The sequence below is a fragment of the Novosphingobium sp. ST904 genome, from assembly GCF_001298105.1.
In the GTDB taxonomy this organism is placed as follows: Bacteria; Pseudomonadota; Alphaproteobacteria; order Sphingomonadales; family Sphingomonadaceae; genus Novosphingobium.
The window spans coordinates 162,098-187,798 of sequence record NZ_LGJH01000166.1; the positions used below are offsets into that span (position 1 = coordinate 162,098).

Consider the following 25,701-nt stretch of genomic DNA (forward strand, 5'->3'; position numbering starts at 1 on the left):
GGCTTCAATGCCCGTCTGGCGGAGACACAGGCCAACAAGAGGATACGATGAACCAGTTTCCCATGACGCCCTTCGGACTTCCTTCGGACAACGGCGGCAAGGACCTCGGCCTGTTCCTGCCGGTCGCCAATGGCGGCTGGATCCTGTCGAAGAACAAGCCCGAACTTGACGGCTCCTATGCCTACAACCGCCAGTGCGCCGTGCTGGCCGAGGCGGCGGGCATGGACTTCATCATGTCGATGTCGAAGTTCCGCGGCTACGGCGGCGAAACCCATCACTGGGATTCCTCGCTCGATCCGATCGTGCTCATGGCCGCGCTCAGCGAAGTGACGAGCAAGACCCGCATCGTCACCACGCTGCATACCCTGCTCCAGAACCCGGCGGTTGCCGCCAAGATGATGGCGACGCTCCAGCAGGTGAGCGGGGGCCGTGCCGGTCTCAATGTCGTCACCGGCTCCTACAAGGGTGAGTTCGCGCAGATGGGCGCCTGGCCCGAGGACGTGAATCACGACCAGCGCTACGATCTCGCCTACGAATGGGTCCGCGCGGTCAAGGCCCTGTGGAGCGAGGATTCGGTCACCATGAAGGGCGACTATTTCACGCTGGAGGACTGCGAATCCTGGCCCAAGCCCGAACAGCGGCCGTTCCTTGTTTGCGCCGGCTCCTCGGAGATCGGCATGCGGCTTACGTCGGAGGAGATGGATGCGATCTTCCTCTCCGGCGGCACCGCGCCGGAACTTGCCAGGAACAGCGACCGGGCCAAGACCATCGCCGCTGAATATGGCCGCAACATCCGCACCTATTCGATGATGACCCTGGTGATTGACGAGAGCGATGCAGCCGCCAAGGCGCGGGCACAGCACTATGCCGATGGTCTCGACGAAGGGGCACTGGCCGGCATGATGCGGGCCTACGGCTTCCTCGATGCCGAGATCGGCAAGGAGAACGACTTCACCCGCAAGGCGCGCAGTTCGTTCATGTCGGCCCAGATCGTCGGCAGCGCCGCGAGCGTGACCGAGCAGCTCGGCGAGCTGCTGGACACTTCGGGCACCGACGGCCTGATGCTGATCTTCGACGATTATCTGAAGGGCCTGCCGGTGTTCGGTGCCGAGATCCTGCCGGTCCTGCGCGAACGTTTCCCCGGCAAGGTCGCCGCATCGGTGGCGTGCTGATCCGATGCCGCTGCGCACCCAGGACCTTCCCCATGTCGAGCCCGCCGGTCTGGCGGCGATGATCGACCCGAAGACGACCGCGCTGGTGGTCGTCGACATCCAGGTCGATTTCGCCGCGCCGCATGGCCTGCTCGGACGATATGGCGTCGATCTCTCGCCGGCCGAGGCGGCGATCGACAACTGCGAGAAGCTGGTGGCGGCGGCGCGGGCGTCCGGGGCCACAGTGGCGCTGATGCGCGTCGTCACCAGCCCCGAGACCGATTCGCGCGCGCTCAAGACGCTGATGGCGCGGCGCGGCCAGCCGGGCGGCGAGGCGATCTGCCGCGTCGAGGATGGCGGTGCCGACTATTACCGCATCTTCCCGGAGCCGGGCGACATCGAGATCGCCAAGCTGCTCTATGACAGTTTCCACGGCACCGACTTCGACGCCCGGCTTCGCGCACGGGGCATCGAGACGCTGGTGATCTGCGGCCTTTCAACCGATTGCTGCGTGGATCAGACCGCGCGCTCGGCCTTCCATCATGATTACGACGTGTTCCTCGTTTCCGATGCCAGCGCCGCTTACGAGCCGGGCCTCCATGAAAGCTCGCTTTCGGCGATGGAGAAGAACTGCGTCCTGCTGACCACCACCGAGGCGGTCGAGCAGGCCTGGCCAAAGGGCGATAACGCCTGAGCCTTCGCGCTCACCATCCCTTTCAGGAGTTGCCGCCGATGACCGTGACCACTCCCCAACGCGGATCGAAGGGCGGCGTGCTGTTCGCCTGCACTCTGGGCAATTCGGTGAGCGTGACGCCGGCGGTCCACGCCGTCTTCGGGCTGTTCCTCGTGCCGCTTTCCGACACGTTCGGCTGGAGCCGGGCGAGCATCTCCGGCGTGCTCGGCATCCTCGCGCTGGTCGGCGCGGTGACCTATCCACTGATCGGCCGATACGTGGACAAGGGCGGTGCGCGCCAGACCCTGCTGGTGGGGATATTCGGCCTTGCGCTGTCGATCACGGCGCTGGCGCTCAACAACGGCAGTCTCGTGCAGTTCTACGCTACGTTCACGGTCCTGGCCGCCTTCGGGGCCATGGCTGGAACGCCGATCTTCCAGAAAGTCATCGCGGACTGGTTCAACGAGAATCGCGGCACCGCGCTGGGCATCAGCGCGGGCGGCGGCTGTGGGATCGGCTCGGTAGTGCTGCCGGTCATGGCGGCCGTGCTGGTGCAGACCTGGGGCTGGCGTGCGGGCTATCTCGGTATCAGCGGTTTCATGCTGGTGATCGCGCTGCCGCTGCTGTTCCTGTTGCTGCGCGATCGTGCTGCGGCAAGCGGCGCCGAAGCGGAATCCGCGCGAGAGGGCATGACTCTTGGCGAGGCCGCGCAGACCCCGATGTTCTGGCTGGTCCTCATCGCGCTGGCGGCGGGCGCCGGGGGCACAACGGCGGTATTCAGCCATGTGGTTCCGATCCTTTCCGACCGGGGCTTCTCGGTGGCCACCGGAACGGCAGTGGTCAGCGTCTTCGCACTTGTCACCTCAGGCTGGCAGATCGCCACGGGCCGTATCATGGACAAGATCCAGACGCCGCGCGTGGCCGTGCCGATGTACCTCATGGCAGTGGCCGGACTCGTCCTGCTCGAAACCGCACAGGGCATGCCGCTGCTGATGGTCGGCGGTGCGCTGCTCGGCATCGGGCTCGGCGGCCAGTTCGGAGCCCTGCCCTATTTCATCGCCCGCTATTTCGGCACCAGGCACTTCGGCTCGGTTATCGGCGCCATGTATTCGGCGGTGATCGCCGCGCAGGGGACAACACCGATCCTGCTCGACCTCGTGTTCGATGCGCGCCATTCCTATCGCCCTGCGCTGGTCTGCGTGGGCGGCGCACTGCTGGCCGGCGCGCTGCTGCTTATGCTGCTGCCGCGTTACGGCCGAGAGGCTGAAGTGGCGGAGAACCTCTTCGCCGCCGGTCACTGATTTTTCACGGAGCCCATCCCTTGGCCGACATGCCCGATCCCGTTTCCACCTTCGCCGACCCCGCCAAGGCGCCTTATGCCGTATCGGAGGAAGAGCGCGCCGCCATCGCCGCAGCCATCGACACCGACGAACTGGTGGAGCTCGCCCTGACCCTGGGTAACATTCCCAGCCGCTCGCGCGAGGAACTGGCGGCGGCCGAGTTCGTCCATGGCTGGATGGCGAAGGAGGGCTTCAACCCCCGCAAGGTCGGCGCAACGCCGGAGCGGCCCAATGTGATCGGCGAATACGGCGGGACGGGTCGGGGGGCGAACCTGCTGTTCACCGCACATCTCGATACCGAGAGCCCGAGCGGCATGAGCGAGCACGACAAGTTCCGCTATCGCGATTCCACATTGGCCGATCCCGAATGGACCCAGTGCTGGCTGGACGAGGAAGGCCGTCTGCGCGGCTACCCGATCAGCAACGACCGCGGCCCGATGTCCTGCTTCCTGATCGCCGCCAAGGCGCTGAAGAAGGCAGGCATAGGCCTGTCAGGCAAGACCTGGCTTACCGCATGTCCCGGAGAGATCGGTCCCGAACCGATCGAGGAATTCGCCGGCATCGGCTGGAACGGCAAGGACATCGGCGCGCATTACCTGTTCCACCACGGCGGTGTCGCGCCGGACTATGCCATCGCGGCGGAGGGCACCGACTTCGGGCTGACCTGGCAGGGCTGCGGCTATGCGCTCTACCGGGTGCGGATTTTCGGGCGGGGCGTGTTCTCGCCGATCCTGGATGCACCCGCCGATCCGCGCCGCCATCCCAATCCGATCTACCGGCTGGGCCCGGTGATAGAGGCCCTGCACGCCTGGGGCCTGAAATTCGAGGCCGATTCTGTCATGGAAACCGCCAGCGGTGCGATCCATCCCAAGGTGCAGATCGCCTCGGTACGCGGGGGCATGCCGATAGACTTCGGCGCCGGAACCGAAGTCTGCGCGCTTTACATCGACGTTTCGCTGAACCCGCGCCAGAAGGCGGCCGATGCCTACCACGGCATCATGGAGGCCATGCGCGGCGTGGACGTGGAAGGCTTCGATGTGAAGCCGATGGTGGTTCGCCATGGTTTCGAGGCGCGTCCTTCAGAAGTCGCCCCGTTGGCGGGCGCTGTCGATGCGGCCACGCGGCTGGCGCGGGGGACGGCGGTGGAGCCTGCCCATCCGGTGTTCTCCAGCATGTGGCGCGATCACAATGTCTTCAACATGCACCGCGTTCCGGCCGTTACCACCGGCATGCCGCGTTGGCGCCCGACGCCGGAAGACATGGCTTCGAGCGCGCTTGTCTACGCATTGACGATGCTTGCCGTCTGCGGCCGGGGCGAGGCGCCGCAGACATGCGCGGGGACCAGCGTGTACGGCAATGAGACGCCTTTCGAATAGGTCGTTCGCACCCTTGCCGACAGTCAATCGGGCCGATAGACCTTCGTCATAAAGGTCGCCAAAGTTAGTTAAACTGGTCGCCCGATCCGGGAAGGGTGCCACCCGCTTCAAGGTGGTTTCCGCTTGCGCATTACGACGAATGTCTACCCCAAGGAGCAGCGGCGCGACGCCTGGCGTTTTGCGCTCAAGCGGCTGTCGATCACGCTCGACGATGCGGATGACGCCACGCTTTACGGCGAGCTTATCCAGTTTCGCGCCAGCACCGGTATCGACTTCATCCGCGTTACCGGCACGCCCCAGTCCTGGACCATCGACTTCCGCGACCAGCCCGCCACGTACTGGCTGGCGATGGTGCTGGATGGCAGCGCGATCGTGCGCGATTCCAGCCAGGAACTGCGGCTTTCCGATGGGGAGATGATCTGCGGACGCGGTGACAGCCCGGTCAACCTGACGTTCTCGGGCGATAACCGCAGCCTGATCGTGCAGGTTCCCCACAGCGAACTCAGCGCTCGCCTCAAGACCCCGATCAGCGGCCCGCCCCGCAAGATCGCCACGGAAAGCGGAACCGCGCGCGTGTTCTCCGGCATGTTGCGCTCGCTGGCGGATACGATCTCGGACATCACCACCGATCAGGCCCGCCCGGTCGAACTGGCCTTTCCCGAATTCCTCGTCACCAGCCTGCTGGACAACGCGCCGGCCAAGGCGATGGGCGGCGCGGCGGGCATGCGCGCCGCCTTGCTGGAACGCATCTTCCAGACCATCGAGATTCGCCTGTCCGATCCCGATCTCAGCTATCAGCAGGTCGCCGCCGAGCATGGCATATCGCCGCGCTACCTTCAGAAGCTGTTCGAATCGATCAACGACAGTTTCGGCCATTACGTGAAAGTGCGCCGGCTCGAACGCTGCCGTCTCGACTTGCGCAGCCCGCTGCATGTCCAGAAGTCAATCTCCGACATCCTGTTCGAATGGGGCTTCAACGACAGCGCCTCGTTCAGCCGCGCTTTTCGCGAGCAGTACGGCATATCCCCGCGCGAATATCGCAAGGCGCCGCCGCAGGAACAGGAGGCGGTCGAGCTGCTGCGCCGCGGCCGTCCGGGGCGCAAGGAGCGCGCCAAGCCCGAAGCGGTAGAGGCAGAGGCCGAATCTGAGCTATCGCCTGAAGGAGAGGAGCAGGCCGACCGGCTGGAAGCGCCGATGGGCCCGGCGTTGCTGGGCGATACCGGCATCTCGCGCCACCACCACCTGCCTGCCACGCCCGAAACGATCCACTGGGGCTACCTCAGCAAGGACCTGAAGCCCGCGCTTCACGTCCGTTCGGGGGATTTCGTGACGATCGAGGCCCTGACTCATCACGCCAACGACGATCACGAACGCATGGTCGAAGGCGATACGGGCGTGGAAAGTGTCTACCGCTGGGATGAGACGGGCAAGGCCGTGGAGCGGCGCGGAGCGGGGCCGATGGATGCCAGCGCCTTCGGCCGGGGGCCGGGCGAAGGCTTCGGCGTGCATATCTGCACAGGCCCGATCCACATCGAAGGCGCGATGCCGGGCGATCTCGTCGAAGTGCGGATCCTCGATCTCAAGCCCAGGCCCAGCGGCAATCCGCGTTTGCCGGCAAATGCTTCGGCTCCAATGCGGCTACTTACTGGGGCTTCCACTATAATGACCTGCTGACAGAGCCCAAGATGCGCGAGGTCGTGACGATCTACGAGGTCGAAGCAGCAGGCGGGCGCCTGCCCACGGCGCACGCGGTCTATTCCTATCGCTGGACACCGCAGGTCGATCCCTCGGGCGTCACTCATGCACGCTACGACTATCCGGGCGTGCCGGTCGACCCCGACACCATCGAGCGCAATTACGACATCCTGCGCAACGTGGAGATTCCGATCCGTCCGCATTTCGGCGTGATCGCGGTGGCACCGGCCTACAATGGCCTCGTCGATTCGGTTCCGCCTGCCAGTTTCGGCGGCAATCTGGACAATTGGCGCACTGGGCCTGGCGCGCGCGTATTCCTGCCGGTGCAGGTGCCCGGTGCTTTGCTCTCGCTCGGCGATCCCCATGCCTCGCAGGGGGACAGCGAGCTATGCGGCACGGCCATCGAATGCTCGATGACCGGCCTTGTCCAGATCGTCCACCACAAGGCGGCCGGGCTGATGGAGCAGCTCAAGGATGTCGATTATCCGCTGATCGAGACCGAGACCGAATGGGTCATCATGGGCTTCAGTCATCCCAACTACCTGAAGGAGCTGGGCGAGGACGCGCAGAGCGAGGTCTACAAGCAGTCATCGATCGATGCCGCCATGCGCGATGCATTCCGCAAGGCGCGCCGCTTCCTGATGACGGCCAAGCAGTTGACCGAAGACGAGGCGATCTCGCTGCTTTCGGTGGGCGTGGATTTCGGCGTTTCGCAGATCGTGAACGGCAATTACGGCGTCCATGCGGTGATCCGCAAGGCGCTGTTCACCAGCTGACGAAAGCGGCTCAGCCCGAGCGGTGGTAGGGGTGGCCTGAAAGGATCGCGGTAGCGCGCCAGAGCTGTTCGGCCAGCATGGCACGGGCCAGCATATGCGGCCAGGTCATCTTGCCGAAGCAGAGAAGATGGTCGGCCTGGGCGCGTGCCGCGTCGCCATGGCCGTCAGCGGCGCCGATGAGAAAACGGCATTCCCGCACGCCCTCGTCGCGCCAGCGGCCGAGCAGGGCTGCGAATTCCTCGGAACTCATGGCCTTGCCGCGTTCGTCGAGCAGCACTTCCCGAAATGGGGTGTGGACCGGAGGCGGCACTTTTCCGCCCGTGTCCGGCAGTTCGCTATGCTTGAAGGGCCAGGTGAGGCGCTTGGCATAGCGATCGAGCAGCTCTGCCTCGGGCGAGCGGGCGATCTTGCCGCGGGCGATGATGTGGAGAAGCATGGACGCCCTCTGCAGCCGCCCTGTCAGGGATGGCCAGGTTCTTGGGACCGAAGAGCCGGCACAGGGAAGCCGGCGATGCGTCCAGCGCATCCCGGTTCCTGTCAGGGCCCGGCCACGTCCGCGGCCGGGTCATCCTCTCAACCGTGTGCCGGTCGCGGTATCAGGCCGCGCCGGACGGCCCGTCGAAGCCCCACATCCGTTCCAGGTTGTAGAAGCTGCGCACTTCCGGACGGAAGAGGTGGACGATCACGCCGCCTGCATCGACCAGTACCCAGTCTGCCGCCGGCAGGCCTTCGATACGGGAAAGACCGAAGCCGCCATGTTTGAGGCGCTCGGCAAGCTTCTGCGCCATGGCTGCGACCTGGCGGGTCGAACGGCCGGACGCGATCACCATGAATTCGGCGATCGTCGACTTGCCGGCAAGGTCGATGGTCACGATGTCCTGCGCCTGGTCGTCATCCAGGGACTGCAGGACGAGGGCCAATTGCGGATCGTCTGATTCGACCATGGCCGGGGGCGTTGCGCCGGTTGAAGCCGGCTGTATCTGTGCCTGTGGCATCTTAAGTAGGGTCTGCTCCTTTCAGCGACCGACCGGGCAGGGCGAATGTCGTCCTGCCACGTTCGATCTGATCTTTGGAATTCCGGGCATGCGTAGGAGAGGCCTGACGCCTGCTCACGCTGCATCTCCGGGTATCGGGCGGTGCGTTACGTTGTCCCTGCGCGATAGGGTTTCTCTGCACGATCCGGCTCGACTGGCACCGGCCTGCGAAAGCTCCCTTGAAAGCTTGCGGGCCCAGTCCGGATCAGCCTGGCGAATAGCCGTGGCCGACCGCGTATCAGGGTCGAATCGCAATGTCACCAGCGCGGGGGCGCTCCACCTTTCCGGACCACGAAGACTGGACTGGGACCTCCGGAATCTTCCCAACCAGGCCATCGCGGGGCTCGCGAAAGCGTCGGCATCATACCCCGGACGGGCGATAACCGCAATCGGCATGAGTCTGGCGATGCCGCGCCAGTCCTTCCACTGGTGGAACTGGGCCAGATTGTCGGCCCCCATCAGCCACACGAACCGCCGTTTCGGGTAGCGGCGGACCAGCTTTCTAAGCGTATCCACGGTGTAGCGCGTGCCGAGTTCCCGCTCGATCGCGGTCACGCGGATGCGTGAGCGGCGGGCCTGCCGCCGGGCCGATTCGACCCTGGCGGCAAGCGGCGCCATCCCCGCCCGGGGCTTGAGCGGATTGCCGGGCGAGACCATCCACCACACCTCGTCGAGTCCCAGCGCCTCTGCCGCGAAGAGACTGATGCGCCGGTGCCCGCCGTGAGCCGGGTTGAAGCTGCCGCCGAGCAGCCCGGTAACAGGACCGCTACGGATCGTGGTTCTCGCTGTCAGGGTCGTTCCTGCCCGGTGCCGCGCACCAGCCATTTGTAGGTGGTCAACCCTTCCAGCGCGACAGGGCCGCGAGCGTGCAGGCGGCCGGTGGCGATCCCGATTTCCGCGCCAAGGCCGAATTCGCCGCCATCGGCGAACTGGCTGGAGGCGTTGACCATGACGATGGCGCTGTCGACTTCGGCAAGGAAGCGCTCGGCGGCGGCGGGGTCGGCAGCGACGATCGCATCGGTGTGGTGCGATGAATGGATGGCGATATGCTCCATCGCGGCATCGAGTCCGTCGACCACCGCAACCGAGAGCACGGCGTCGAGATATTCGGTGTCCCAATCCTCGTCGCTGGCGGGCAGAACGCGAGAGTCCAGAGCCTGCGCCCGTGCATCTCCGCGCAGTTCGCAACCGGCATCGGCCAGTGCCTTGACCACCTCGGCGGAGGCCGGGAACTGGGTGTCGAGCAGGAGAGTCTCCATCGAACCGCAGATGCCGGTGCGGCGCAGCTTCGCGTTGACCGCGATTCCACGCGCCATTTCGGGATCGGCGGAAGCATGGACATAAGTGTGGCAGATGCCATCGAGGTGCGCGAGCACAGGAACGCGCGCATCGGCCTGGACGCGCGCCACGAGGCTCTTGCCGCCGCGCGGCACGATCATGTCGATCAGCCCGGCAGCCGTCAGCATGGCGCCGACCACGGCGCGATCCTGCGACGGCACGAGCTGGACGGCAGCGGCGGGAACGCCCGCGTCTTCCAGCCCCGAAGTCATTGCCGCAAGGATCGCACGGTTGGAATGGAGCGCCTCGCTGCCGCCGCGAAGCAGTACCGCATTGCCGGAACGCAGGCAGAGCGCGGCGGCATCCGCGGTGACGTTGGGACGGCTTTCGTAGATGATGCCGATCAGACCGATGGGGATGCGCACGCGCGAGAGCTTGAGGCCGTTGGGCCGCTCGCTTTCGGAAATCACTTCGCCCACGGGATCGGGCAGGCTCGCCACTTGTTCCACGGCATCGGCAATCCCGGCGAGGCGTGCTGGATCCAGTTTCAGCCGGTCGAGCATGGCGCCTGTCAGGCCCTTCGCCTCACCGGCTGCGACATCCCGCGCATTGGCGGCGAGGATTGCCGGTTCGGCGGCCCGCAGGGCATTGGCGGCGGCGCGCAGCGCCCCGGCTTTCTGCGCATCCGACAGCTGTGCAAGAACGCGCTGTGCGGCGCGGCCGGCGGCGGCGATACGGGCAACGAGGGCCTCGGGCGTTTCGTCGCCGTTCTCAGGCCGAACGTCGTCGGCAAGGGTCGTCTGCAGGTTCATGGCAAGGGGAACTAGCACGATGCGTCGACGAGTCACCGATCGGGGCAAGCTGAAAAAGAATGCGGCAAAAACGGGCGCAAGTGCTTTTCAAACCGACGTTTTTCGGCGAATCACCCTTTCATCGCGATGAACCGCTCGTCCTGTTCCTGAAACGGTTCCCTCGATTCATCGCACATAGAATCCGCTTCAGCCGGATTCCGCAAGGGATTACGATCAGTCGATTCGCCTTAGTTCCCCGCTCCTGCTAGCCCGCCGCCGGGGCGAAAAGCCAGAATTTAAGCGGGGTCGTTTTGAAATTCACATCTGCCGGGGCGCTTCGCACGCGCTTCAGGGCGGCATTCCCGGATCGCGAACTCATCATGCGATCGCAGGGGCAGGTCCGCTTCATTCGCATCTCTTCCGGCATGCAGAAGGCCGCCGTCGGCGTTGCCGTCTCGCTGCTCGGTGCGTGGTGCGTTTCGATGGGCGCGGTCGCCTTCTCGCAGTTTTCGGCGACCAGCGAACATGCAGCCCTGGTAAACCGCGAAGCCAAGGTGGCCACCGCCGAAAGCCGCGTCCAGCAGTATCGTGACGATCTGAACGGCACCGTCGCCGATCTCGCACGCCGCCAGCAGTTCATCGAGAAGATGTTCGATGCCCATATCGGCGAACTGCCGGAAGACCGGCAGGCCGGCGAAACCGTGACCGACAGTTCGGCAGAGGCCGCCGAGACGGTGCGTAAAGTCAGCGCCGCGCTTCCCGAAGCAGGCAGGCTCGCCGGCATCGAGGCGGAACAGCTCGCCTTCGTCGAACGCCTGACCCGCTACGCAGACCGCCGCGCGACCGCTGCTTCGGATGCCATCCGCAAGCTTGGCCTGAATCCCCGCACGATGATTGCCGGCGTCCGCTCCAAGGTTGCCGAAGGCGGCCCGCTCGAACGCCTCGCCACTTCGGCGAACGGCTCGCTCGATCCCCGCTTCCAGCGCCTCGGCCTCAGCCTTGCGCGCATGGATGCGCTGGAAAACGGCCTCGCCTCGATCCCGCAGGTCAGCCCGGCCCACGTCGCCTATGTGTCGTCGAGCTATGGCTACCGTTCAGATCCCTTCACCGGCGGCGCCGCATTCCATGCCGGGCTCGATTTCCCCGGCCCGATGGGCTCCCCGATTTATGCAGCCGCCAAGGGCAAGGTCACCTTCGTGGGCCAGCGCCAGGGCTACGGCAACTGCATCGAAATCAGCCATGGGAATGGCCTGATGACCCGCTACGGCCACCTTTCCGGTTTCGGCGTTCGCGCCGGGCAGGAAGTGGAAGGCGGCGCACGTATCGCCGCAATGGGCAGCACCGGCCGTTCGACCGGCCCGCATCTTCACTTCGAAGTGCGCGTCAACGAGCGTCCGGTCAATCCACGCCCCTTCCTCGAGGCCGCCCGCAATGTTCAGCAAGAAGCCCGATAACATCATGGCCAAGACTTTCACCAGCACCCGCAACGGCTCGGCATCGGGCTTCTCGATGCTCGGGAACGACATCACCCTCACCGGCAATATCGAGGCTTCCGCCGACCTCCACGTCGACGGCCGCGTGATCGGCGACATCTCCTGCAAAGCCCTCATCCAGGGCGAGGATAGCGAGATCGCCGGCGGCATCAGCGCCGAAACGGTCCGCATCGCCGGAACCGTGCGCGGAACCATCGCCGCCCGCGAAGTGGTGATCCTCAAAAGCGCGCAGATCATCGGCGATGTCGCCTATGATGCCCTGACCATCGAACAGGGCGCGCGGCTCGAAGGGCGCCTCAGCCCCAACGGCGGGCAGATGCCGCCTGCCATCGCGCAGCTGCCTAACCGGATCAGCGACGCGGAAGTGATCGTCGCGGCCGAGTAAGTCCGCCGATCTCCGACACGATAACGAAAAAGGCGTGATCTGGCGGATAATCCGCGAGATCACGCCTTTTTTTATGCCTGCTCGAGCAAGCGGGAGCTAGTCAGACGGTAAAGCTTTCCCCGCAGCCGCACGAGCCCTTGGCATTCGGGTTCTCGAATACGAAGCCGGCGGTGAAGTCGTCTTCCTTCCAGTCCATTACGCTGCCGATCAGGTAGAGGACCGAGGCGCCGTCGATGTAGAAGATGCCGCCGGGAGTTTCGATCTTCTCGTCGAAGGGCTTTTCCTCGGCAACGTAGTCAACCGAATAGGCAAGGCCCGAGCAGCCCCGACGCGGCGTCGAAAGGCGTACGCCGATCGTCCCTTCGGGGGCATCGGCCATCAGCTTCGCGATCCGCGCCTCGGCATTGGGCGTGAGGATCACGGCGGCAGGGCGCTGCCGCACTGTCGCCACAGGCTTCACTGAACTGCTTTCGGTGGTTGTGGTCATAGCTTCTTTTCCCAGAACAGCGCCGTGCCCGCCTGCGGGTCCAGTGCGTAATCGCCGTAGCCGAGCGAGGCATAGAGGCCCTTGGCCGTGCCATTGCCGCTCAACACTTCGAGCGTGATCTTGCAGGCGCCGCGCGCGCGGGCCTCTGCTTCTACCGCCAGCATCAAGGCCCGGCCCACACCCTTGCCGCGAACCTGCGGGCGCACGGCCATATCGTGGATATTCACCAGGGGCCGCGCGGCGAAAGTCGAAAAGCCAGTGATGCAGTTGGCGAGGCCTACGGCTTCCTCGCCAGCGAAGGCCAGCAGAGAGAAGGCGCCGCCATGAGCGGCAAGGCCGGGGACCAGCCGTTCGCGGACCTCATCGGACAGCGCCTTGCCTCCCCCCATCGGATCGCGCGCATAGCTGTCGAGCAGCGCGACCACGCGCGCGGCATCGGCCGCGTCGGCATAATCGGCAAGACGCACGGTCAAGGCAGGAGGGGCAAGCGTCGCCATCAGAGCATGCCGAGTTCGAGCTTTGCCTCGTCGGACATCTTGGCCATGTCCCACGGCGGATCCCAGACGAGATTGACCTCGGCGTCACGCACGCCGGGCACCGCCGCGACGCGCATCTCGACTTCGCCGGGCATCGATTCCGCCACCGGACAGTGCGGCGTGGTCAGCGTCATCGTGACCGCGACCGAAGCCTCGGGCGAGACTTCGACGCCGTAGATCAGGCCGAGGTCGTAGATATTCACCGGGATTTCCGGGTCGAAGATTTCCTTCAGGGCATCGATCACGCCGTCGTAGATCGAGCCGCCGGGCTGGCCGGGGTCGATACCCTGCGGCTTTTCGGCAAGGAAACCGTCCAGATAGTCGCGCCTGCGCTCGACAGGCGCATCGTCCACCCGCGCACGCGGCGCAGGGGCCACCGAATCGACTTCCTCGACGGTGAAGGTGGGGCCAGAGACGGGAGTGTCGTCGTTCATCCGAAAATTCTCCTCGTGCGCTCGATTCCTTTGAGGAGCGCCTCGATATCGCTGTCGTCGCTATAGAGCCCGAAGCTTGCGCGGGCGGTGGCGGGGACGCCGAGCTGATCCATCAGCGGCTGCGCGCAGTGGTGGCCCGCCCGAATTGCTACGTTCTCTTCGTCCAATATGGTGCCGAGATCGTGTGGATGCACCCCGTCGAGCGCGAAACTGACGATTCCCACGGAATCGGCCGGACCGAACAGGGTCACGTCGTTGCGCTTGCCCAGTTCCTCGCGCAGCTTGCCGGCAAGGTGGCGCTCGTGTGCCTCGGCACGGTCGAGCCCGTAAGCCTGGAGCCAGTCGATGGCGGCCGCCAGTCCGATGGCCTCTACGATCATCGGCGTGCCGGCCTCGAATCGCTGCGGGGCAGGAGCATAAGTGGTCTTCTCGAAGGTGACGCGGTCGATCATCGCGCCGCCGCCCTGCCAGGGCGGCATCGAATCGAGGATTTCCTTGCGAGCCCACAGCGCTCCGATCCCGGTCGGGCCGTAGAGCTTGTGTGCGGAAAACACATAGAAGTCCGCCTGCATGGCCTTCATGTCGAGCGCGATGCGGGGAGCGGCCTGGCAGCCGTCCACCAGCAACTTCGCGCCGACCGCATGCGCCAGTCTGGCGGCCTCGGCCACATCCAGCACCGAACCGAGCACGTTGGAGACATGCGCGAAGGCAACCAGCTTATGGGCCGGGGTGAGAATGCGCGCGGCGGCTTCGAGATCGATCCGGCCATCGGCGGTCAAGGGGCAGACGTCGATCTCGACGCCGGTACGATCGCGCAGCATCTGCCACGGGACGATGTTCGAATGGTGCTCCAACGTGGAAAGCAGGATGCGATCGCCGGCCTTGAGGTTCGCCGATCCCCATGTCTGGGCGACGAGGTTGATCGCCTCGGTCGCGCCGCGCGTGAAGACGATCTCATCCTCGTGCCCGCCCAGGAACGCGGCGACCTTTCGGCGTGCCGCCTCGAAAGCCAGCGTCATCTCCGCCGAACGGGCATAGACTCCGCGGTGGACGGTCGCATAGTCGCGGCCCAGCGCATTCACGGTGGCGTCGATCACCGCCTGCGGCTTCTGTGCGGTCGCCGCAGTGTCGAGATAGTGCCAGTCTCCGGCAAGACCCGGGAACTGGTCCTTGAGGACGAGCACGTCAGCGGTCACAGGATCTGCTCCAGACGGGCGATGGCGGCTTCGCTCAGTTCCGCCTCGCCGGGCGCACCGGTGAAGGCCTCGGCAATGAAGGCCTGGAGCATCAGGCGCTTGGCTTCGGGCGGAGTGAGGCCGCGGCTCATCAGGTAGAACAGGCCGTTGGCGTCGAGTTCGCCGACCGCGCAGCCATGTGCCGCCTTGACGTCGTCGGCGTAGATTTCGAGTTCCGGTCGGGCATTGGCGGTAGCCGTGCGGTCCAGCAGCATGGCGCGCACGGATTGTTCGGCATCAGTGCCGTCTGCCCCGCGTTCGACGGCGATACGGCCGAGATAGGTGCCGACCGAATGACCTGCGAGCGCAGTGCGCACGATCTGGCTGGATGTTGCGTTCAGCCCTGCGTGAGTGACTTCGGTGACGAGCTCCAGCGTCTCGTTGCCGGTGGCGAGCTGCGCCGCGCCCAGCGTGAAGTCCGCACCTTCGGCCAGCCGCACATCTACGGCGATCCGGCCGTAAACGGGACCCGCCGAAAGCACGCGAAGGTCGAATTTCGCGCCTTTGCCCAGCGTGATGACGAGGTGGCGGGCCACCGCTGCTGCGCCGTCCTCGACGATCTGGAGCGAATCTTCGGCATCGTCGGCCACGACGATGTTCTCGCGCGCGATCGGCCAGACATCGGCCAGTGCCGCGATGTCGGAATAGCGGAAGTCTTCGCTCTTCCGCGTGGGGAGAGGCGCCAGTTCGCTCATGCCGCCGTCTCTTGGACCACCGCCTCGTAGCCCTCTTCCTCAAGCCGCAGCGCAAGGTCGGGGCCCCCGGTCTTGACGATCCGGCCGGCTGCAAGGACGTGGACGAAGTCCGGCTTCACATAGTCGAGCAGGCGCTGGTAGTGCGTGATCAGCAGCACGGCCTTGTCGGGCGCGCGCATGATCGAATTGATGCCCTCGCCGCAGATGCGCAGCGCGTCGATGTCGAGGCCGGAGTCGGTCTCGTCCAGGATCGCCAGCTTGGGATCGAGGATGCCCATCTGCACCATCTCGGCGCGCTTCTTCTCGCCGCCGGAAAAGCCGACGTTCACCGGGCGCTTCAGCATGTCCATGTCCATGCGCAGCAGGCCCGCCTTCTCTCGTGCGAGCTTCAGGAACTCGCCGCCCGAAAGCGGGGTCTCGTCCCGGCCCTTGCGCTGGGCATTGGCCGCCTCGCGCAGGAACTGGACGAAGGAGACGCCGGGAATCTCGACCGGATACTGGAAGCCCAGGAACAGGCCGGCAGCGGCGCGCTCGTGCGGTTCCAGTTCCAGCAGGTCCTGGCCCAGGAAATCGACCGAACCGCCGGTCACTTCATAGCCGGGGCGACCGCCCAGGGTGTAGCCCAGCGTCGACTTGCCCGCGCCGTTGGGCCCCATGATCGCGTGAATCTCGCCGGGGTTGATCGTCAGCGAGAGACCCTTGAGGATCGGCTTGTCGGCGACATTGGCCTGGAGATTTTCGATCTTGAGCATGGTCATCCTTCGGCGCCCTCGTCAAAACGGGGGGAAGCGGTGGTGCCGGCCTTCCTGCGGGCCGAGCGCTTGTCGAAGGGCACGTTGAGTTCGGTATTGATCTCACGCACCACGGTATCGACGTTGCCGAGCACTTCCTCTTCGGAGAAGCGCAGCACGCGAATGCCGACTTCGGTAAGCTTGCGGTCCTGCAACTCGTTGACGTCCGGGTTGGAATCCTCGGCGCTCAACTGGATCACGATCCAGCGCGAGGGGCAGGCGAAATCGACGATGGCCGAGCCGACCACCGACTGGCGAATGAACTTCACGCCGCCCAGCTTCGAGCCCGAAAGCTCTGCCCACAGCGCCTTCTGCGCTTCGCTGGGGTTGCGGCGCTGGTCCTTGGCGCGTTCCTTCAGCGTTTCGAGGCGGGCGCCGGTAACGTTGAAGCTGGCCTTGGCGTCTGCTTTCGGCGTGGCGGCCGTGCTGATGCCCAGAGTCTTGCGGGCGGTGGTCATGGGAGAGTTCCTTCGAAATTCTTGCGAGAGAGGGATGCGCCGCGGTCGAAAATCAACCCACGCTCCCTTCAAGACTGATGCCCAGCAGCTTCTGCGCTTCGACGGCGAACTCCATCGGCAATTGCTGAAGCACATCCTTGGCGAAACCGTTGACGATCAGCGCCACCGCCTGCTCGGTATCGAGCCCGCGCTGCATGGCGTAGAACAGCTGGTCGTCGCTGATCTTGCTGGTGGTCGCCTCGTGCTCGATCTGGGCGCTGGGGTTGCGCACTTCGATATAGGGCACCGTGTGGGCGCCGCATTCCTTGCCGAGCAGCAGCGAATCGCACTGGGTGAAATTGCGCACGCCGTCCGCATTGGCGGCCACGCGGACAAGGCCGCGATAGGTGTTGTTCGACTTGCCGGCCGAGATGCCCTTGGAAATGATCGTCGAGCGGCTGCCCTTGCCGTTGTGGATCATCTTGGTGCCGGTGTCGGCCTGCTGGTAATTGTTGGTGACGGCCACCGAGTAGAACTCGCCCACCGAATCCTCGCCGTTGAGGACGCAGCTGGGATACTTCCAGGTGATCGCCGATCCGGTTTCAACCTGCGTCCACGAGATCTTCGAACGCGCGCCCTGGCACAGGCCGCGCTTGGTCACGAAGTTGTAGATGCCGCCCTTGCCGTTGGCATCGCCGGGGTACCAGTTCTGCACGGTCGAGTACTTGATCTCGGCGTCTTCCATGGCGACCAGTTCGACCACGGCAGCGTGAAGCTGGTTCTCATCGCGCATCGGCGCGGTGCAGCCTTCGAGGTAGGATACGTAGCTACCCTTTTCGGCGACGATCAGGGTGCGTTCGAACTGGCCGGTATTCTCCGCGTTGATGCGGAAATAGGTCGAAAGCTCCATCGGGCAGCGCACGCCCTCCGGGATGTAGACGAAAGTGCCGTCCGAGAAGACCGCGCAATTCAGCGCCGCGAAGTAGTTGTCCTGCACGGGCACGACCTTGCCGAGCCACTTCTTCACCAGTTCCGGGTATTCGCGGATCGCCTCGGAGATCGAGCGGAAGATCACGCCCGCCTGCTCCAGTTCCTTGCGGAAGGTCGTTGCGACCGACACCGAATCGAACACGGCGTCCACGGCCACCTTGCGCGCGCCTTCGACGCCGGCGAGCACTTTCTGCTCCTCCAGCGGAATGCCCAGCTTCTCGTAGACCTTGAGAATTTCGGGATCGACCTCGTCGAGGCTCGACAGCGAAGGCTTCTTCTTGGGCGCGGCCCAGTAATAGGCTTCCTGGTAGTCGATCGGCGGTACGTTTAGCTTGGCCCAGTCCGGCGGAGTCATCTCAAGCCACCTGGCATAGGCCTTGAGACGCCATTCCAGCATCCACTCCGGCTCGTCCTTCTTGGCCGAGATGAAGCGGACGGTATCCTCGGACAGGCCCTTGGGGCCGTATTCCTGCTCGATGTCGGCTACCCAGCCGTGTTCGTAATCGGCCACGCGTGCGGCGGCTTCGCGCGCAGCCTGATCGCGCACGTCCGCTTCCCGCACTTCGTCCCCATGGACTTCGCGCACCTCGATGGTGCCTCGGGGGAGGTTTCGTCAGTCATTTACACTTCCTCGACGAGCTGGGTCAGGACCACTTGCGCCAATGCACCGCGCAATGCCGCATTTACCTGCGGCCAGTGCGGGCGCACGCTGCAGCCGCTTTCCAGCGTACATTCGTGCTTGCCTTGTTCGAGACAGGCGGTGAGCGCGATGGGCCCTTCTACTGCCTCGACGATATCCGCAATCGAAATCGTCCCGGGTGCGCGGGCGAGCTTCAGCCCGCCGCCCACGCCGCGGGTCGATTGCAGCAATCCTGCGGCAGTCAGTTTGCTCACCAGCTTCTGCACCGTCGGAGCGGGCAGGCCGGTGTCTTCCGCAAGCTGCGCGGCCGAGATGCGGCTCATCCGCGAATCTTCCGGGTGATGCGCGCAGGCGCCCGAATGCCGAGTCGCGGCGGACATGATGACGACAGCGTAATCGGCCATGCTGGACAGGCGCATATATGGCGGCTTTCGGGACTCAGCGGTTAAAGTGGATCAATTCTTTCCGATTTGCCACCTAGTGCAGGACCCCTCCCGTTTCAATGGAGTTTCGCACAGGTTTTGTGCGACAAAATCGCCCGCGCTGTTGCAAATCCTTCGCTTTTGGACAGAATCCGCTGCGACGAAGGGGAATACCGAGAAAAAAGGCGGTCCCCGGTCAGGACCGGGAACCGCCGTCAAGGTAATAAAGAACTCGTGCGCATCCCGCTACGAGCCCTTCGGGTCGCGACTCTCCTGTATGCCGCCACCCCGGCGATTTATTGTATAAACGCGACACGCGCGGCCGGAGCGGCGGGGTTCGGGTCGAATTTGCGCGCACGAGTGTGATAAGAAGCGTTTGAGCAACAGGCGCGACGTGTTTATGCGCAAGCCGTGCTCTATTCCCTGATCCGACCCGCCCTGTTCCGGCTCGAAGCCGAATCAGCCCATGGCCTCGCCCTCAAGGCGCTCAAGCTCACGCGGCCGAAGCGCGCGCCCGTGTTTCCGGCCTCGCTGGCCACCGAAGTGGCGGGACTCGCTTTCCCGAACCCCGTCGGCATGGCGGCCGGGTTCGACAAGGACGGCGAAGTGCCTGACGCGCTGCTGGGCCTGGGCTTCGGCTATGCCGAAGTCGGCTCGATCACGCCGCTGCCGCAAGTGGGCAACCCGAAGCCGCGCCTGTTCCGCCTGGTGGAGGATGGCGCCGTCATCAACCGGATGGGTTTCAACAACCACGGCAGCGCGGCGGCACAGGCGCATCTGGGCGCCCGTCTCGGCCGTCCGGGCGTGGTGGGAATCAATATCGGGGCCAACAAGGATTCCAGCGACCGCGTAGCCGATTACGCCAGGATGGCGACGATCATGGCACCGCTCGCGGGCTATCTGGCGGTCAACATTTCCAGCCCGAATACGCCGGGCCTTCGCGCGCTTCAGGACGAATCGGCGCTGACCGGGCTGCTGGACGCGGTGATCGAAGCCCGTGACGAGGTTTGCGGCGAAACCAGGCCGCCCATATTCCTGAAGGTCGCACCCGATCTTGAACCGGCGGACATCGACGCGATTGCGCGGATTGCGATCGACAAGCGACTGGGCGCTCTGATCGTGTCCAACACCACGATTTCACGGCCGGCGCTGCGTTCGGTCCATCGCGGCGAATCCGGCGGTCTTTCCGGGGCGCCCGTGCGGGATCTGGCGCATCAGCGCCTGCGCGACTTCCGCAAGGCGACCGGCGGGGCGGTCCCGCTGGTCGGGGTCGGCGGTATCGCCACGGCCGAACATGCCTGGGATCGCATCCGTGCCGGGGCCAGCCTCGTGCAGCTCTACAGCGCCATGGTCTATGAGGGACCGGGAATCGCCAAGACCGTCTGCAAGGGGCTGGAACGGCTGATGAAGCGCGACGGATTCGCCTCCATCGCCGAAGCAGTGGGCACCGAATAGCGCGGCGCCTGGCACGACAGGCGCACGACAAGGTCAAGTCCCGCGCTTGTCGCAACCATCGCGCGCGCCTAGACGTTGGCCAGAACGGATATCCACGCGGACGATCTGCAGGGAAATTTCCGCATGATGAGAGAGGAAAAGGGTCAGCATGGATCTTGGTGACTTCGACAAGTGCACCAACCTGGTATCGCTGTTCCTGAAGCGGGCGGATCGGCTTGGCGATGCGCCGATGCTCTGGGCGAAGCGGGATGGCGCCTGGCATTCCACCAGTTGGGCCGAGGCTGCGCGCAAGGTCTCGCTGATTGCCGCTTCGCTGCGCCGGATGGGCCTGCAGGCGGGAGACCGCGTGCTGATAGTCTCCGAGAACCGGCCGGAATGGTGCCTTGCCGATCTTGCGATCATGGCGGCGGGTTGCGTGACAGTGCCCGCCTACACCACCAACACGACCCGCGATCACATCCATATCCTCGAAAACTCGGGTGCCAGGGCTGCGATCGTTTCCAGTGGAAAGCTGGCAAAGGCCCTGCTGCCGGCGATCGTGCAGACGGACTTGTGCCGCCATGTCATCGGTATGGAGCCGCTGCCGCCGATGCAGGGCGGCGCGTATGACGTGCACGACTGGTCGGAGTTGCTCGAAGGCGATGCCGCGAAGGCACGGTCCGAGGTGGACGAGCGGGTCGCCAGCGTTCGCCGCCGCGATCTTGCCTGCATCATCTACACCAGCGGCACGGGCGGCGCCCCGCGCGGCGTGCGGCAGCATCACGGCATGCTCCTCATGAACGTGGCGGGCGCGGCGCAGATCGTCATTGACGATTTCGGCCTCGATCATAGCGAGACCTTCCTCTCTTTCCTCCCGCTCAGCCATGCTTACGAGCATACCGGAGGCCAGTTCCTGCCGATCGCGGTCGGCGGGCAAATCTATTATTCCGAAGGGCTCGACAAGCTCGCGTCCAATATCGAGGAAGTGCGGCCGACGATCATGGTCGTCGTCCCGCGCCTGTTCGAGGTGCTGCGCACGCGAATCATGAAGCAGATCGAAAAGCAGGGCGCGATTCCCGCCCGGCTCATGGAAATGGCGCTCGGCATCGCCGGACGCGAGCAGGCCGGTCGACGCCGCCTTCTGGACTATCCGCTGGACATGCTGATCGAACGGACGCTGCGGCCCAAGGTGCGCGCCAAGTTCGGCGGGCGGATGAAGGCGCTGGTTTCAGGCGGGGCGCCGCTCAACCCCGAAATCGGGGCCTTTTTCGACGCCATGGGCCTGACCCTGCTGCAAGGCTACGGCCAGACCGAAGCCGGACCGATCATCAGCTGCAACCGTCCGGCCGCCGGCATCAAGCACGATACGGTCGGTCCGCCGCTGCGCGGGGTGGAAGTGAAGATCGCCGAAGACGGGGAGATTCTCGTACGCGGCGAGCTGGTCATGCAGGGCTATTGGCAGAATGCCGCCGCAACCGAGGCGGTACTGCACGACACCTGGCTGCACACCGGCGACGTCGGCCATATCGACGAGCGCGGGCGCATCATGATTACCGACCGCAAGAAGGACATGATCGTCAACGACAAGGGCGACAATGTCTCGCCCCAGAAGGTCGAATCGATGCTGACGCTCCAGCCCGAGATCGCGCAGGCCATGGTCCATGGCGACCGCCGGCCCTATATCGTCGGGCTCGTCGTGCCGGATGCCGACTGGGCTCTGGAGTGGGCCAAGGAAAACGGCGAGAAATTCGATTTCAAGGCGCTCCAGGGGCTGCCCGCTTTCCGTGCGGTCATTCGCGGCGCGATCGACCGCGTGAATGCCGATCTCTCCGTCATCGAGAAGGTTCGTCAGTTCACTTTCGCGGACGAACCCTTCTCGATCGAGAACGAGGAAATGACCCCCAGCCTCAAGATTCGGCGCCACAAGCTCAAGGAGCGTTACGGCGAGCGACTGGATGCGCTCTACCGGAGTTGAACCTCGGTTCTACGGAACCAGGGTCGTGAAAAGGTAGGTCGCGAAGATCACGAGATGGACCATACCCTGCACCAGGGTGGTCCGTCCGGTGCTGAGCGTCAACGTGGCGACCAGCAGGGTGAGCGCCAGCAGGACCGTCGACTTGATCGACAGGCCGAGCTCGAGATCCAGCCCCATCCACATCGAGGCGACCGCAACGGCCGGGATGGTGAGACCGATCGTCGCCAGTGCCGAACCGATCGCGAGATTGAGGCTGGTCTGCACCCGGTTGGCACGGGCCGCGCCAAGCGCGGCCAGGCTTTCGGGTGCCAGAACCAGTGCGGCGATGATGATGCCGACCGTGGCATGGGGGGCGCCCATGGCGGCCACTCCGGCCTCGATCGACGGCGAAAGCGCCTTGGCCAGCATGACCACCGCGACAAGCGCAACAAGGAGCATGACGCCCGCAGCCAGGGCCTTGTTCACCGGGACTTTTTCGTGCCCATCGTCGCTTTCCTCGGGATAGAGGAAGTGGTCGCGGTGACGGATCGTCTGGGCGACGACGAAGGTGCCGTAGAGCATCAACGAGACGACGCCGACAAAGATCAGCTGCTTCTCGTTGTAGAACGGGCCGACCTGGCTGGTGGTATAGTTGGGCATCACCAGGGTCAGCACCGAAAGCGTCGCGAGGATGGCGAGGCCGTGGTTCACGCCGGACTGGGTATAGCCCTGTTCATGGTGCCGGCCGCCGCCCAGCAGGAGGCAGACACCGACTATCCCGTTGATCGTTATCATGACGGCGGCGATCACCGTATCGCGTGCCAATGCCTGTGCCCCGTTTCCTTCGCTGAGCATGATCGAGACGATCAGAGAGGTTTCGATCACCGTTACGGCAAAGGCCAGGATCAGCGTGCCGAACGGCTCGCCCACACGGTGCGCGATGGCTTCGGCATGATAGACCGCCGACATGATGGCACCGCCCAGCACGACCGCCAGCGATGCCGCCATCAGCACATTCGAGGGCTTGCCCAGCGCGATGGCCGCAACCGCGAGAAACGGTACCGCGATCGCCCAGGGAGCCAGCCCAAAACAAGGAAAAGTTGCGGACTTGTTTCCGGCGGCGGGGGAAGGGACATTCATATCGGGCACTATAGGGTAAAAGCGCCGGAGGGCCAGTTACGCTGTCTTGCTGAGGGCTTTTCGGCTCGCCCGTCCCGATCGTCCTGAAGGGCGGGCGCCATGACGCGTGGCAGTGGGCGACGCTAGCCCGCCTATCAGTCGGAGTTGGCGGACAAAGCATGGCTTTGCCCGCCTTTTTGGGTCATTTCCAGGTATCGGTGAGGCCGGTCGCGATCTCGATGTCGTTGAGGAAATCGACTTCGGCCCAATCCAGGCCCTCGATCGAGACGGTCCCGACCTTTCCGGTGGGGGCAATCGAATCGATGACCTTGAGATACCAGTGCTGGACGCCTTCGGGCGTCCGCATGGCCTGGCGGACGGTTTCGCGGAATAGGTCCGCCCCTTCGCCCCGGAAGGCCAGGAACCCGATCGATTCGGAGTTGGACTGCTGCGCGGTGAGCGTCTTGCCGATGTGGACCAGCCGGCCGTCGGTCTCGCGCTCCACCTTCATGTCGTCGCTGTCGTAGCCTTCGGCCTTGATGTCCACGGTAACGGTAATGGGCCAGGGATTGCCGTCGGCATCGGCGGCGCCCTGCTGCACCTTTCTGACGATTTCCTCCGACACCAGCGTATCGCCGTTGAGGATCAGGAAGTCTCCACGCATCGCCTCGCGCGCGATCCAGCAGGAGCCGAGATTGTCCGCCACCTTGAAGAAAGGGTTGAAGCGGATGTTGATCTCGACTCGCGGGTCGCTGATCGCATTCAGGTGCTCTTCCAGCATGTCGGTCATGAAGCCGGTGACAACGTCGATCCGCTTCACGCCGCCGCGCGCCAGCATCTCGATCTGCCATTCGATCAGCGACTTGCCCGAGAAGTCGATCATGCATTTCGGCCGTTCGGCGGTAAGCGGAAGCAGCCGCGAGCCCTGGCCGGCGCTGAGAAGAATGGCGTGTTCGATCATAGGTTCTACGTTTCGTGCTGGGGGAGGAACCCGGCATCTAGGCATTGCAAGGCAAAAGGAAAAGGTGCGGCGCGAACGGGCCGGGACGATCCCCGTGCGGGCCTATTCGTTCAGGCTGGTGACATCCCGGGTCGCGATAGCTTGCAAGTCTCTTCCCCCTCGTTCACATGCTGGCCCAATGTCCGCCAAATTTCACCGCCGCGAGAGCAAATCTCCGCTAGGGCGGATACTCCAGAACACGGCCTGGCTGCTGGGCGGCAAGGGTTTCGGTGCCGTTTGCGGCATCGCCTATCTGGCCATCCAGACACGGTCGCTCGGCCTCAAGGATTTCGGCCACTTTTCGCTGATCTTCGGGACCGCGCAGGCTCTCATCGCGCTTGCCAGTTTCCAGACCTGGCGCGTGGTCGTCCGTTACGGCAGCGAGCATGTCCACCAGAAGGACTGGGGCAAGCTTGGCCGCCTCGGGATGCTTTGCGGCATACTCGATGCGGTCGGCGCGATCATCGGCTGCGGGCTCGCGGCGATCCTGATCTACGGCTTCGCCCATATGCTGGACCTCAACCCGCATTTCATCGACGTGGCTTTCTGGTTCTGCGTGGGGTCGCTCTGGGCGCTGGTTTCGGCGCCCACCGGCATCGTGCGCGCGCTCAACCGGTTCGACATGGCCGTCTATGTGGAGGCCGTGGTTCCCAGCGGACGACTGGCCGCTTCGCTGGTCATCTGGCTGACCGGGCCGAGTGTCGGGCGTTTCCTGTTCGCATGGGCTGCGATCGATATCCTGGAGGCCGCGCTCTACTGGGTCATGGCGCGTCGGCTTTGCCCGGAAGCGGTGAACCTGCGGAACCTTCGCAATTGGCGCCAGTCGATTGACGAGAATCCCGGCGTCACGCGGTTCTTCATGCAGACTTACGTGGCCTCCACGCTCGATGCGGCGATGAAGAACGGCCCGCTGCTGATCGTCGGGGCCTGGGTGGGCACCAAGGCGGCAGGCCTTTACCGCCTCGCCTCCCAGCTTTCGCAGGCGCTCAGCAAGCTTTCCTCGCTGCTCACACGGTCGGTCTATGCCGAAGTGGCGCGTGCCCGCGTTTCCTCCGAGGCGGCGGAATTCCGCAAGCTGGCGCTCCAGACCAGCAAGATCGCCGGTCTTGCCGGCATCGTCGTCGTCACTGTGGCGGTGCTGCTGGGCAAGCAGATGCTGGAAGTGATCGGCGGCAACGATTTCGAACAGGGTGCGGCGATCCTCGTGCCGCTGACCCTTGCGGCGAGCTTCGACCTTGCCAGCGTGGCCTTCGAGCCCGTGCTTCACGCCACCGGCCGGGCGCGGCATTCGCTGATCGCACGGCTTATCGCCCTGGTGGCGATGGCGATCGGGCTGGTCATCCTGCTGCCTACCGGTTCCAGCGGCGCGGCATGGGCGGTGGCGCTGGGCGGCGCGGTTTCCTACGTCGCCATGGGGCTTATGGCGTGGCGAACGCTCCAGCAGATCGAGCGTAACGAAATCCGGATCATGCCCGATCCCGAAGGCGATCTTCCGGTCGCGGATTCCAGCGCAGGCTGAGTCTCGAGCAGGCTGA

26 protein-coding genes are annotated in these 25,701 nt (G+C 64.8%); 11 read left to right on the forward strand and 15 right to left on the reverse strand.

Features of this window, described 5'->3' with window-relative positions:
• Positions 1–47 precede the first annotated feature (47 nt).
• The 6 genes from ADT71_RS28780 to ADT71_RS34735 all read left to right on the forward strand — a co-directional run bounded on the left by ADT71_RS28780 (position 48) and on the right by ADT71_RS34735 (position 7,011).
• Positions 48–1,172: an LLM class flavin-dependent oxidoreductase gene (locus ADT71_RS28780; RefSeq protein ID WP_054442125.1), complete on the forward strand. Its 1,125-nt coding sequence runs from the start codon at positions 48–50 to the stop codon at positions 1,170–1,172.
• 4 nt (positions 1,173–1,176) lie between these two features.
• Positions 1,177–1,845 (forward strand): cysteine hydrolase family protein, encoded by a 669-nt coding sequence (locus tag ADT71_RS28785; RefSeq protein ID WP_054442126.1) that lies wholly within the window; start codon positions 1,177–1,179, stop codon positions 1,843–1,845.
• A gap of 38 nt (positions 1,846–1,883) precedes the next feature.
• The gene (locus tag ADT71_RS28790; protein WP_082370623.1) at positions 1,884–3,125 is read left to right on the forward strand and encodes an MFS transporter; all 1,242 of its coding nucleotides are present in this window, start codon (positions 1,884–1,886) and stop codon (positions 3,123–3,125) included.
• 29 nt (positions 3,126–3,154) lie between these two features.
• A complete protein-coding gene (locus tag ADT71_RS28795; RefSeq protein ID WP_054442273.1) occupies positions 3,155–4,540 on the forward strand; it encodes a peptidase M20 in 1,386 nt (461 codons plus the stop codon).
• 123 nt (positions 4,541–4,663) lie between these two features.
• Complete coding sequence (locus tag ADT71_RS28800) at positions 4,664–6,214, forward strand: helix-turn-helix domain-containing protein (protein ID WP_231636294.1); 1,551 nt, start codon at positions 4,664–4,666, stop codon at positions 6,212–6,214.
• Between the two features lie 11 nt (positions 6,215–6,225).
• Entirely contained in the window at positions 6,226–7,011 is a 786-nt protein-coding gene (locus ADT71_RS34735) for an acetamidase/formamidase family protein (RefSeq protein ID WP_231636295.1), read from the forward strand.
• Between the two features lie 10 nt (positions 7,012–7,021).
• Here the strand turns inward: ADT71_RS34735 and ADT71_RS28805 are convergent, their stop codons facing one another.
• The 4 genes from ADT71_RS28805 to ADT71_RS28820 all read right to left on the reverse strand — a co-directional run bounded on the left by ADT71_RS28805 (position 7,022) and on the right by ADT71_RS28820 (position 10,135).
• Positions 7,022–7,447 (reverse strand): 23S rRNA (pseudouridine(1915)-N(3))-methyltransferase RlmH, encoded by a 426-nt coding sequence (locus ADT71_RS28805; RefSeq protein ID WP_054442127.1) that lies wholly within the window; start codon positions 7,445–7,447, stop codon positions 7,022–7,024.
• A gap of 160 nt (positions 7,448–7,607) precedes the next feature.
• On the reverse strand, positions 7,608–7,955 hold the full coding sequence (gene rsfS / locus ADT71_RS28810; protein ID WP_054442128.1) for a ribosome silencing factor: 348 nt from the start codon (positions 7,953–7,955) through the stop codon (positions 7,608–7,610).
• 165 nt (positions 7,956–8,120) lie between these two features.
• Positions 8,121–8,870, reverse strand: coding sequence for a nicotinate-nucleotide adenylyltransferase (locus ADT71_RS28815; RefSeq protein ID WP_054442129.1), 750 nt, complete (start codon positions 8,868–8,870; stop codon positions 8,121–8,123).
• Positions 8,834–10,135 (reverse strand): glutamate-5-semialdehyde dehydrogenase, encoded by a 1,302-nt coding sequence (locus ADT71_RS28820; protein WP_054442130.1) that lies wholly within the window; start codon positions 10,133–10,135, stop codon positions 8,834–8,836. The genes ADT71_RS28815 and ADT71_RS28820 overlap by 37 nt, the downstream gene beginning before the upstream one ends.
• Before the next feature lie 359 nt (positions 10,136–10,494).
• Between ADT71_RS28820 and ADT71_RS28825 the strand changes: the two genes are divergently transcribed.
• A complete protein-coding gene (locus ADT71_RS28825) occupies positions 10,495–11,568 on the forward strand; it encodes a M23 family metallopeptidase (RefSeq protein ID WP_082370635.1) in 1,074 nt (357 codons plus the stop codon).
• Positions 11,569–11,572: 4 nt separating this feature from the next.
• The gene (locus ADT71_RS28830; RefSeq protein WP_054442274.1) at positions 11,573–11,992 is read left to right on the forward strand and encodes a polymer-forming cytoskeletal protein; all 420 of its coding nucleotides are present in this window, start codon (positions 11,573–11,575) and stop codon (positions 11,990–11,992) included.
• Between the two features lie 100 nt (positions 11,993–12,092).
• Here ADT71_RS28830 and ADT71_RS28835 read toward each other — a convergent pair whose 3' ends face one another.
• Genes ADT71_RS28835 through ADT71_RS28875 form a run of 9 tightly spaced genes read right to left on the reverse strand, consistent with a single transcriptional unit; the run spans position 12,093 to position 18,656 of the window.
• The gene (locus ADT71_RS28835; protein ID WP_054442132.1) at positions 12,093–12,479 is read right to left on the reverse strand and encodes an iron-sulfur cluster assembly accessory protein; all 387 of its coding nucleotides are present in this window, start codon (positions 12,477–12,479) and stop codon (positions 12,093–12,095) included.
• Complete coding sequence (locus tag ADT71_RS28840; protein ID WP_054442133.1) at positions 12,476–12,976, reverse strand: GNAT family N-acetyltransferase; 501 nt, start codon at positions 12,974–12,976, stop codon at positions 12,476–12,478. Before ADT71_RS28840 ends, ADT71_RS28835 begins: the two co-directional genes overlap by 4 nt.
• On the reverse strand, positions 12,976–13,449 hold the full coding sequence (locus tag ADT71_RS28845; RefSeq protein ID WP_054442134.1) for an SUF system Fe-S cluster assembly protein: 474 nt from the start codon (positions 13,447–13,449) through the stop codon (positions 12,976–12,978). The genes ADT71_RS28840 and ADT71_RS28845 overlap by 1 nt, the downstream gene beginning before the upstream one ends.
• Positions 13,446–14,645 (reverse strand): aminotransferase class V-fold PLP-dependent enzyme, encoded by a 1,200-nt coding sequence (locus ADT71_RS28850; protein WP_054442135.1) that lies wholly within the window; start codon positions 14,643–14,645, stop codon positions 13,446–13,448. Before ADT71_RS28850 ends, ADT71_RS28845 begins: the two co-directional genes overlap by 4 nt.
• Complete coding sequence (locus tag ADT71_RS28855) at positions 14,642–15,379, reverse strand: SufD family Fe-S cluster assembly protein (protein WP_054442136.1); 738 nt, start codon at positions 15,377–15,379, stop codon at positions 14,642–14,644. The genes ADT71_RS28850 and ADT71_RS28855 overlap by 4 nt, the downstream gene beginning before the upstream one ends.
• Positions 15,376–16,131: a Fe-S cluster assembly ATPase SufC gene (gene sufC / locus ADT71_RS28860; protein ID WP_054442275.1), complete on the reverse strand. Its 756-nt coding sequence runs from the start codon at positions 16,129–16,131 to the stop codon at positions 15,376–15,378. Before sufC ends, ADT71_RS28855 begins: the two co-directional genes overlap by 4 nt.
• 2 nt (positions 16,132–16,133) lie before the next feature.
• Positions 16,134–16,628 carry an endonuclease domain-containing protein gene (locus ADT71_RS28865; protein ID WP_054442137.1) on the reverse strand — a complete coding sequence of 165 codons (495 nt, stop codon included), beginning with the start codon at positions 16,626–16,628 and terminating at the stop codon, positions 16,134–16,136.
• Between the two features lie 52 nt (positions 16,629–16,680).
• Positions 16,681–18,183, reverse strand: coding sequence for a Fe-S cluster assembly protein SufB (sufB, locus tag ADT71_RS28870; RefSeq protein WP_054442138.1), 1,503 nt, complete (start codon positions 18,181–18,183; stop codon positions 16,681–16,683).
• 35 nt (positions 18,184–18,218) lie between these two features.
• The gene (locus ADT71_RS28875; RefSeq protein WP_054442139.1) at positions 18,219–18,656 is read right to left on the reverse strand and encodes an SUF system Fe-S cluster assembly regulator; all 438 of its coding nucleotides are present in this window, start codon (positions 18,654–18,656) and stop codon (positions 18,219–18,221) included.
• Positions 18,657–19,070: 414 nt separating this feature from the next.
• On the opposite strand from ADT71_RS28875, the gene ADT71_RS28880 reads away from it, so the two are divergent.
• On the forward strand, positions 19,071–20,114 hold the full coding sequence (locus ADT71_RS28880) for a quinone-dependent dihydroorotate dehydrogenase (protein ID WP_054442140.1): 1,044 nt from the start codon (positions 19,071–19,073) through the stop codon (positions 20,112–20,114).
• 148 nt (positions 20,115–20,262) lie between these two features.
• On the forward strand, positions 20,263–22,068 hold the full coding sequence (locus tag ADT71_RS28885; protein WP_054442141.1) for a long-chain fatty acid--CoA ligase: 1,806 nt from the start codon (positions 20,263–20,265) through the stop codon (positions 22,066–22,068).
• A gap of 9 nt (positions 22,069–22,077) precedes the next feature.
• Here the strand turns inward: ADT71_RS28885 and ADT71_RS28890 are convergent, their stop codons facing one another.
• Positions 22,078–23,187 carry a calcium:proton antiporter gene (locus ADT71_RS28890; protein WP_054442142.1) on the reverse strand — a complete coding sequence of 370 codons (1,110 nt, stop codon included), beginning with the start codon at positions 23,185–23,187 and terminating at the stop codon, positions 22,078–22,080.
• 181 nt (positions 23,188–23,368) lie between these two features.
• Positions 23,369–24,127: a sugar phosphate nucleotidyltransferase gene (locus ADT71_RS28895; RefSeq protein WP_054442143.1), complete on the reverse strand. Its 759-nt coding sequence runs from the start codon at positions 24,125–24,127 to the stop codon at positions 23,369–23,371.
• A gap of 178 nt (positions 24,128–24,305) precedes the next feature.
• Here ADT71_RS28895 and ADT71_RS28900 point away from each other — a divergent pair, with 178 nt between their 5' ends.
• On the forward strand, positions 24,306–25,685 hold the full coding sequence (locus ADT71_RS28900; RefSeq protein ID WP_054442144.1) for a lipopolysaccharide biosynthesis protein: 1,380 nt from the start codon (positions 24,306–24,308) through the stop codon (positions 25,683–25,685).
• Positions 25,686–25,701: the final 16 nt, after the last annotated feature.

What these genes read in the sequence shown, in the direction of transcription:
- ADT71_RS28780 (WP_054442125.1), top strand. Translation starts at nt 48, where the DNA reads ATGAACCAGTTTCCCATGACGCCCTTCGGACTTCCTTCGGACAACGGC.
- ADT71_RS28785 (WP_054442126.1), top strand. Translation starts at nt 1,177, where the DNA reads ATGCCGCTGCGCACCCAGGACCTTCCCCATGTCGAGCCCGCCGGTCTG.
- ADT71_RS28790 (WP_082370623.1), top strand. Translation starts at nt 1,884, where the DNA reads ATGACCGTGACCACTCCCCAACGCGGATCGAAGGGCGGCGTGCTGTTC.
- ADT71_RS28795 (WP_054442273.1), top strand. Translation starts at nt 3,155, where the DNA reads ATGCCCGATCCCGTTTCCACCTTCGCCGACCCCGCCAAGGCGCCTTAT.
- ADT71_RS34735 (WP_231636295.1), top strand. Translation starts at nt 6,226, where the DNA reads ATGCGCGAGGTCGTGACGATCTACGAGGTCGAAGCAGCAGGCGGGCGC.
- ADT71_RS28805 (WP_054442127.1), bottom strand. Translation starts at nt 7,447, where the DNA reads ATGCTTCTCCACATCATCGCCCGCGGCAAGATCGCCCGCTCGCCCGAG.
- rsfS (WP_054442128.1), bottom strand. Translation starts at nt 7,955, where the DNA reads ATGGTCGAATCAGACGATCCGCAATTGGCCCTCGTCCTGCAGTCCCTG.
- ADT71_RS28815 (WP_054442129.1), bottom strand. Translation starts at nt 8,870, where the DNA reads ATGGCTGGTGCGCGGCACCGGGCAGGAACGACCCTGACAGCGAGAACC.
- ADT71_RS28820 (WP_054442130.1), bottom strand. Translation starts at nt 10,135, where the DNA reads ATGAACCTGCAGACGACCCTTGCCGACGACGTTCGGCCTGAGAACGGC.
- ADT71_RS28825 (WP_082370635.1), top strand. Translation starts at nt 10,495, where the DNA reads ATGCGATCGCAGGGGCAGGTCCGCTTCATTCGCATCTCTTCCGGCATG.
- ADT71_RS28830 (WP_054442274.1), top strand. Translation starts at nt 11,573, where the DNA reads ATGGCCAAGACTTTCACCAGCACCCGCAACGGCTCGGCATCGGGCTTC.
- ADT71_RS28835 (WP_054442132.1), bottom strand. Translation starts at nt 12,479, where the DNA reads ATGACCACAACCACCGAAAGCAGTTCAGTGAAGCCTGTGGCGACAGTG.
- ADT71_RS28840 (WP_054442133.1), bottom strand. Translation starts at nt 12,976, where the DNA reads ATGGCGACGCTTGCCCCTCCTGCCTTGACCGTGCGTCTTGCCGATTAT.
- ADT71_RS28845 (WP_054442134.1), bottom strand. Translation starts at nt 13,449, where the DNA reads ATGAACGACGACACTCCCGTCTCTGGCCCCACCTTCACCGTCGAGGAA.
- ADT71_RS28855 (WP_054442136.1), bottom strand. Translation starts at nt 15,379, where the DNA reads ATGAGCGAACTGGCGCCTCTCCCCACGCGGAAGAGCGAAGACTTCCGC.
- sufC (WP_054442275.1), bottom strand. Translation starts at nt 16,131, where the DNA reads ATGCTCAAGATCGAAAATCTCCAGGCCAATGTCGCCGACAAGCCGATC.
- ADT71_RS28865 (WP_054442137.1), bottom strand. Translation starts at nt 16,628, where the DNA reads ATGACCACCGCCCGCAAGACTCTGGGCATCAGCACGGCCGCCACGCCG.
- ADT71_RS28875 (WP_054442139.1), bottom strand. Translation starts at nt 18,656, where the DNA reads ATGCGCCTGTCCAGCATGGCCGATTACGCTGTCGTCATCATGTCCGCC.
- ADT71_RS28885 (WP_054442141.1), top strand. Translation starts at nt 20,263, where the DNA reads ATGGATCTTGGTGACTTCGACAAGTGCACCAACCTGGTATCGCTGTTC.
- ADT71_RS28890 (WP_054442142.1), bottom strand. Translation starts at nt 23,187, where the DNA reads ATGAATGTCCCTTCCCCCGCCGCCGGAAACAAGTCCGCAACTTTTCCT.
- ADT71_RS28895 (WP_054442143.1), bottom strand. Translation starts at nt 24,127, where the DNA reads ATGATCGAACACGCCATTCTTCTCAGCGCCGGCCAGGGCTCGCGGCTG.
- ADT71_RS28900 (WP_054442144.1), top strand. Translation starts at nt 24,306, where the DNA reads ATGTCCGCCAAATTTCACCGCCGCGAGAGCAAATCTCCGCTAGGGCGG.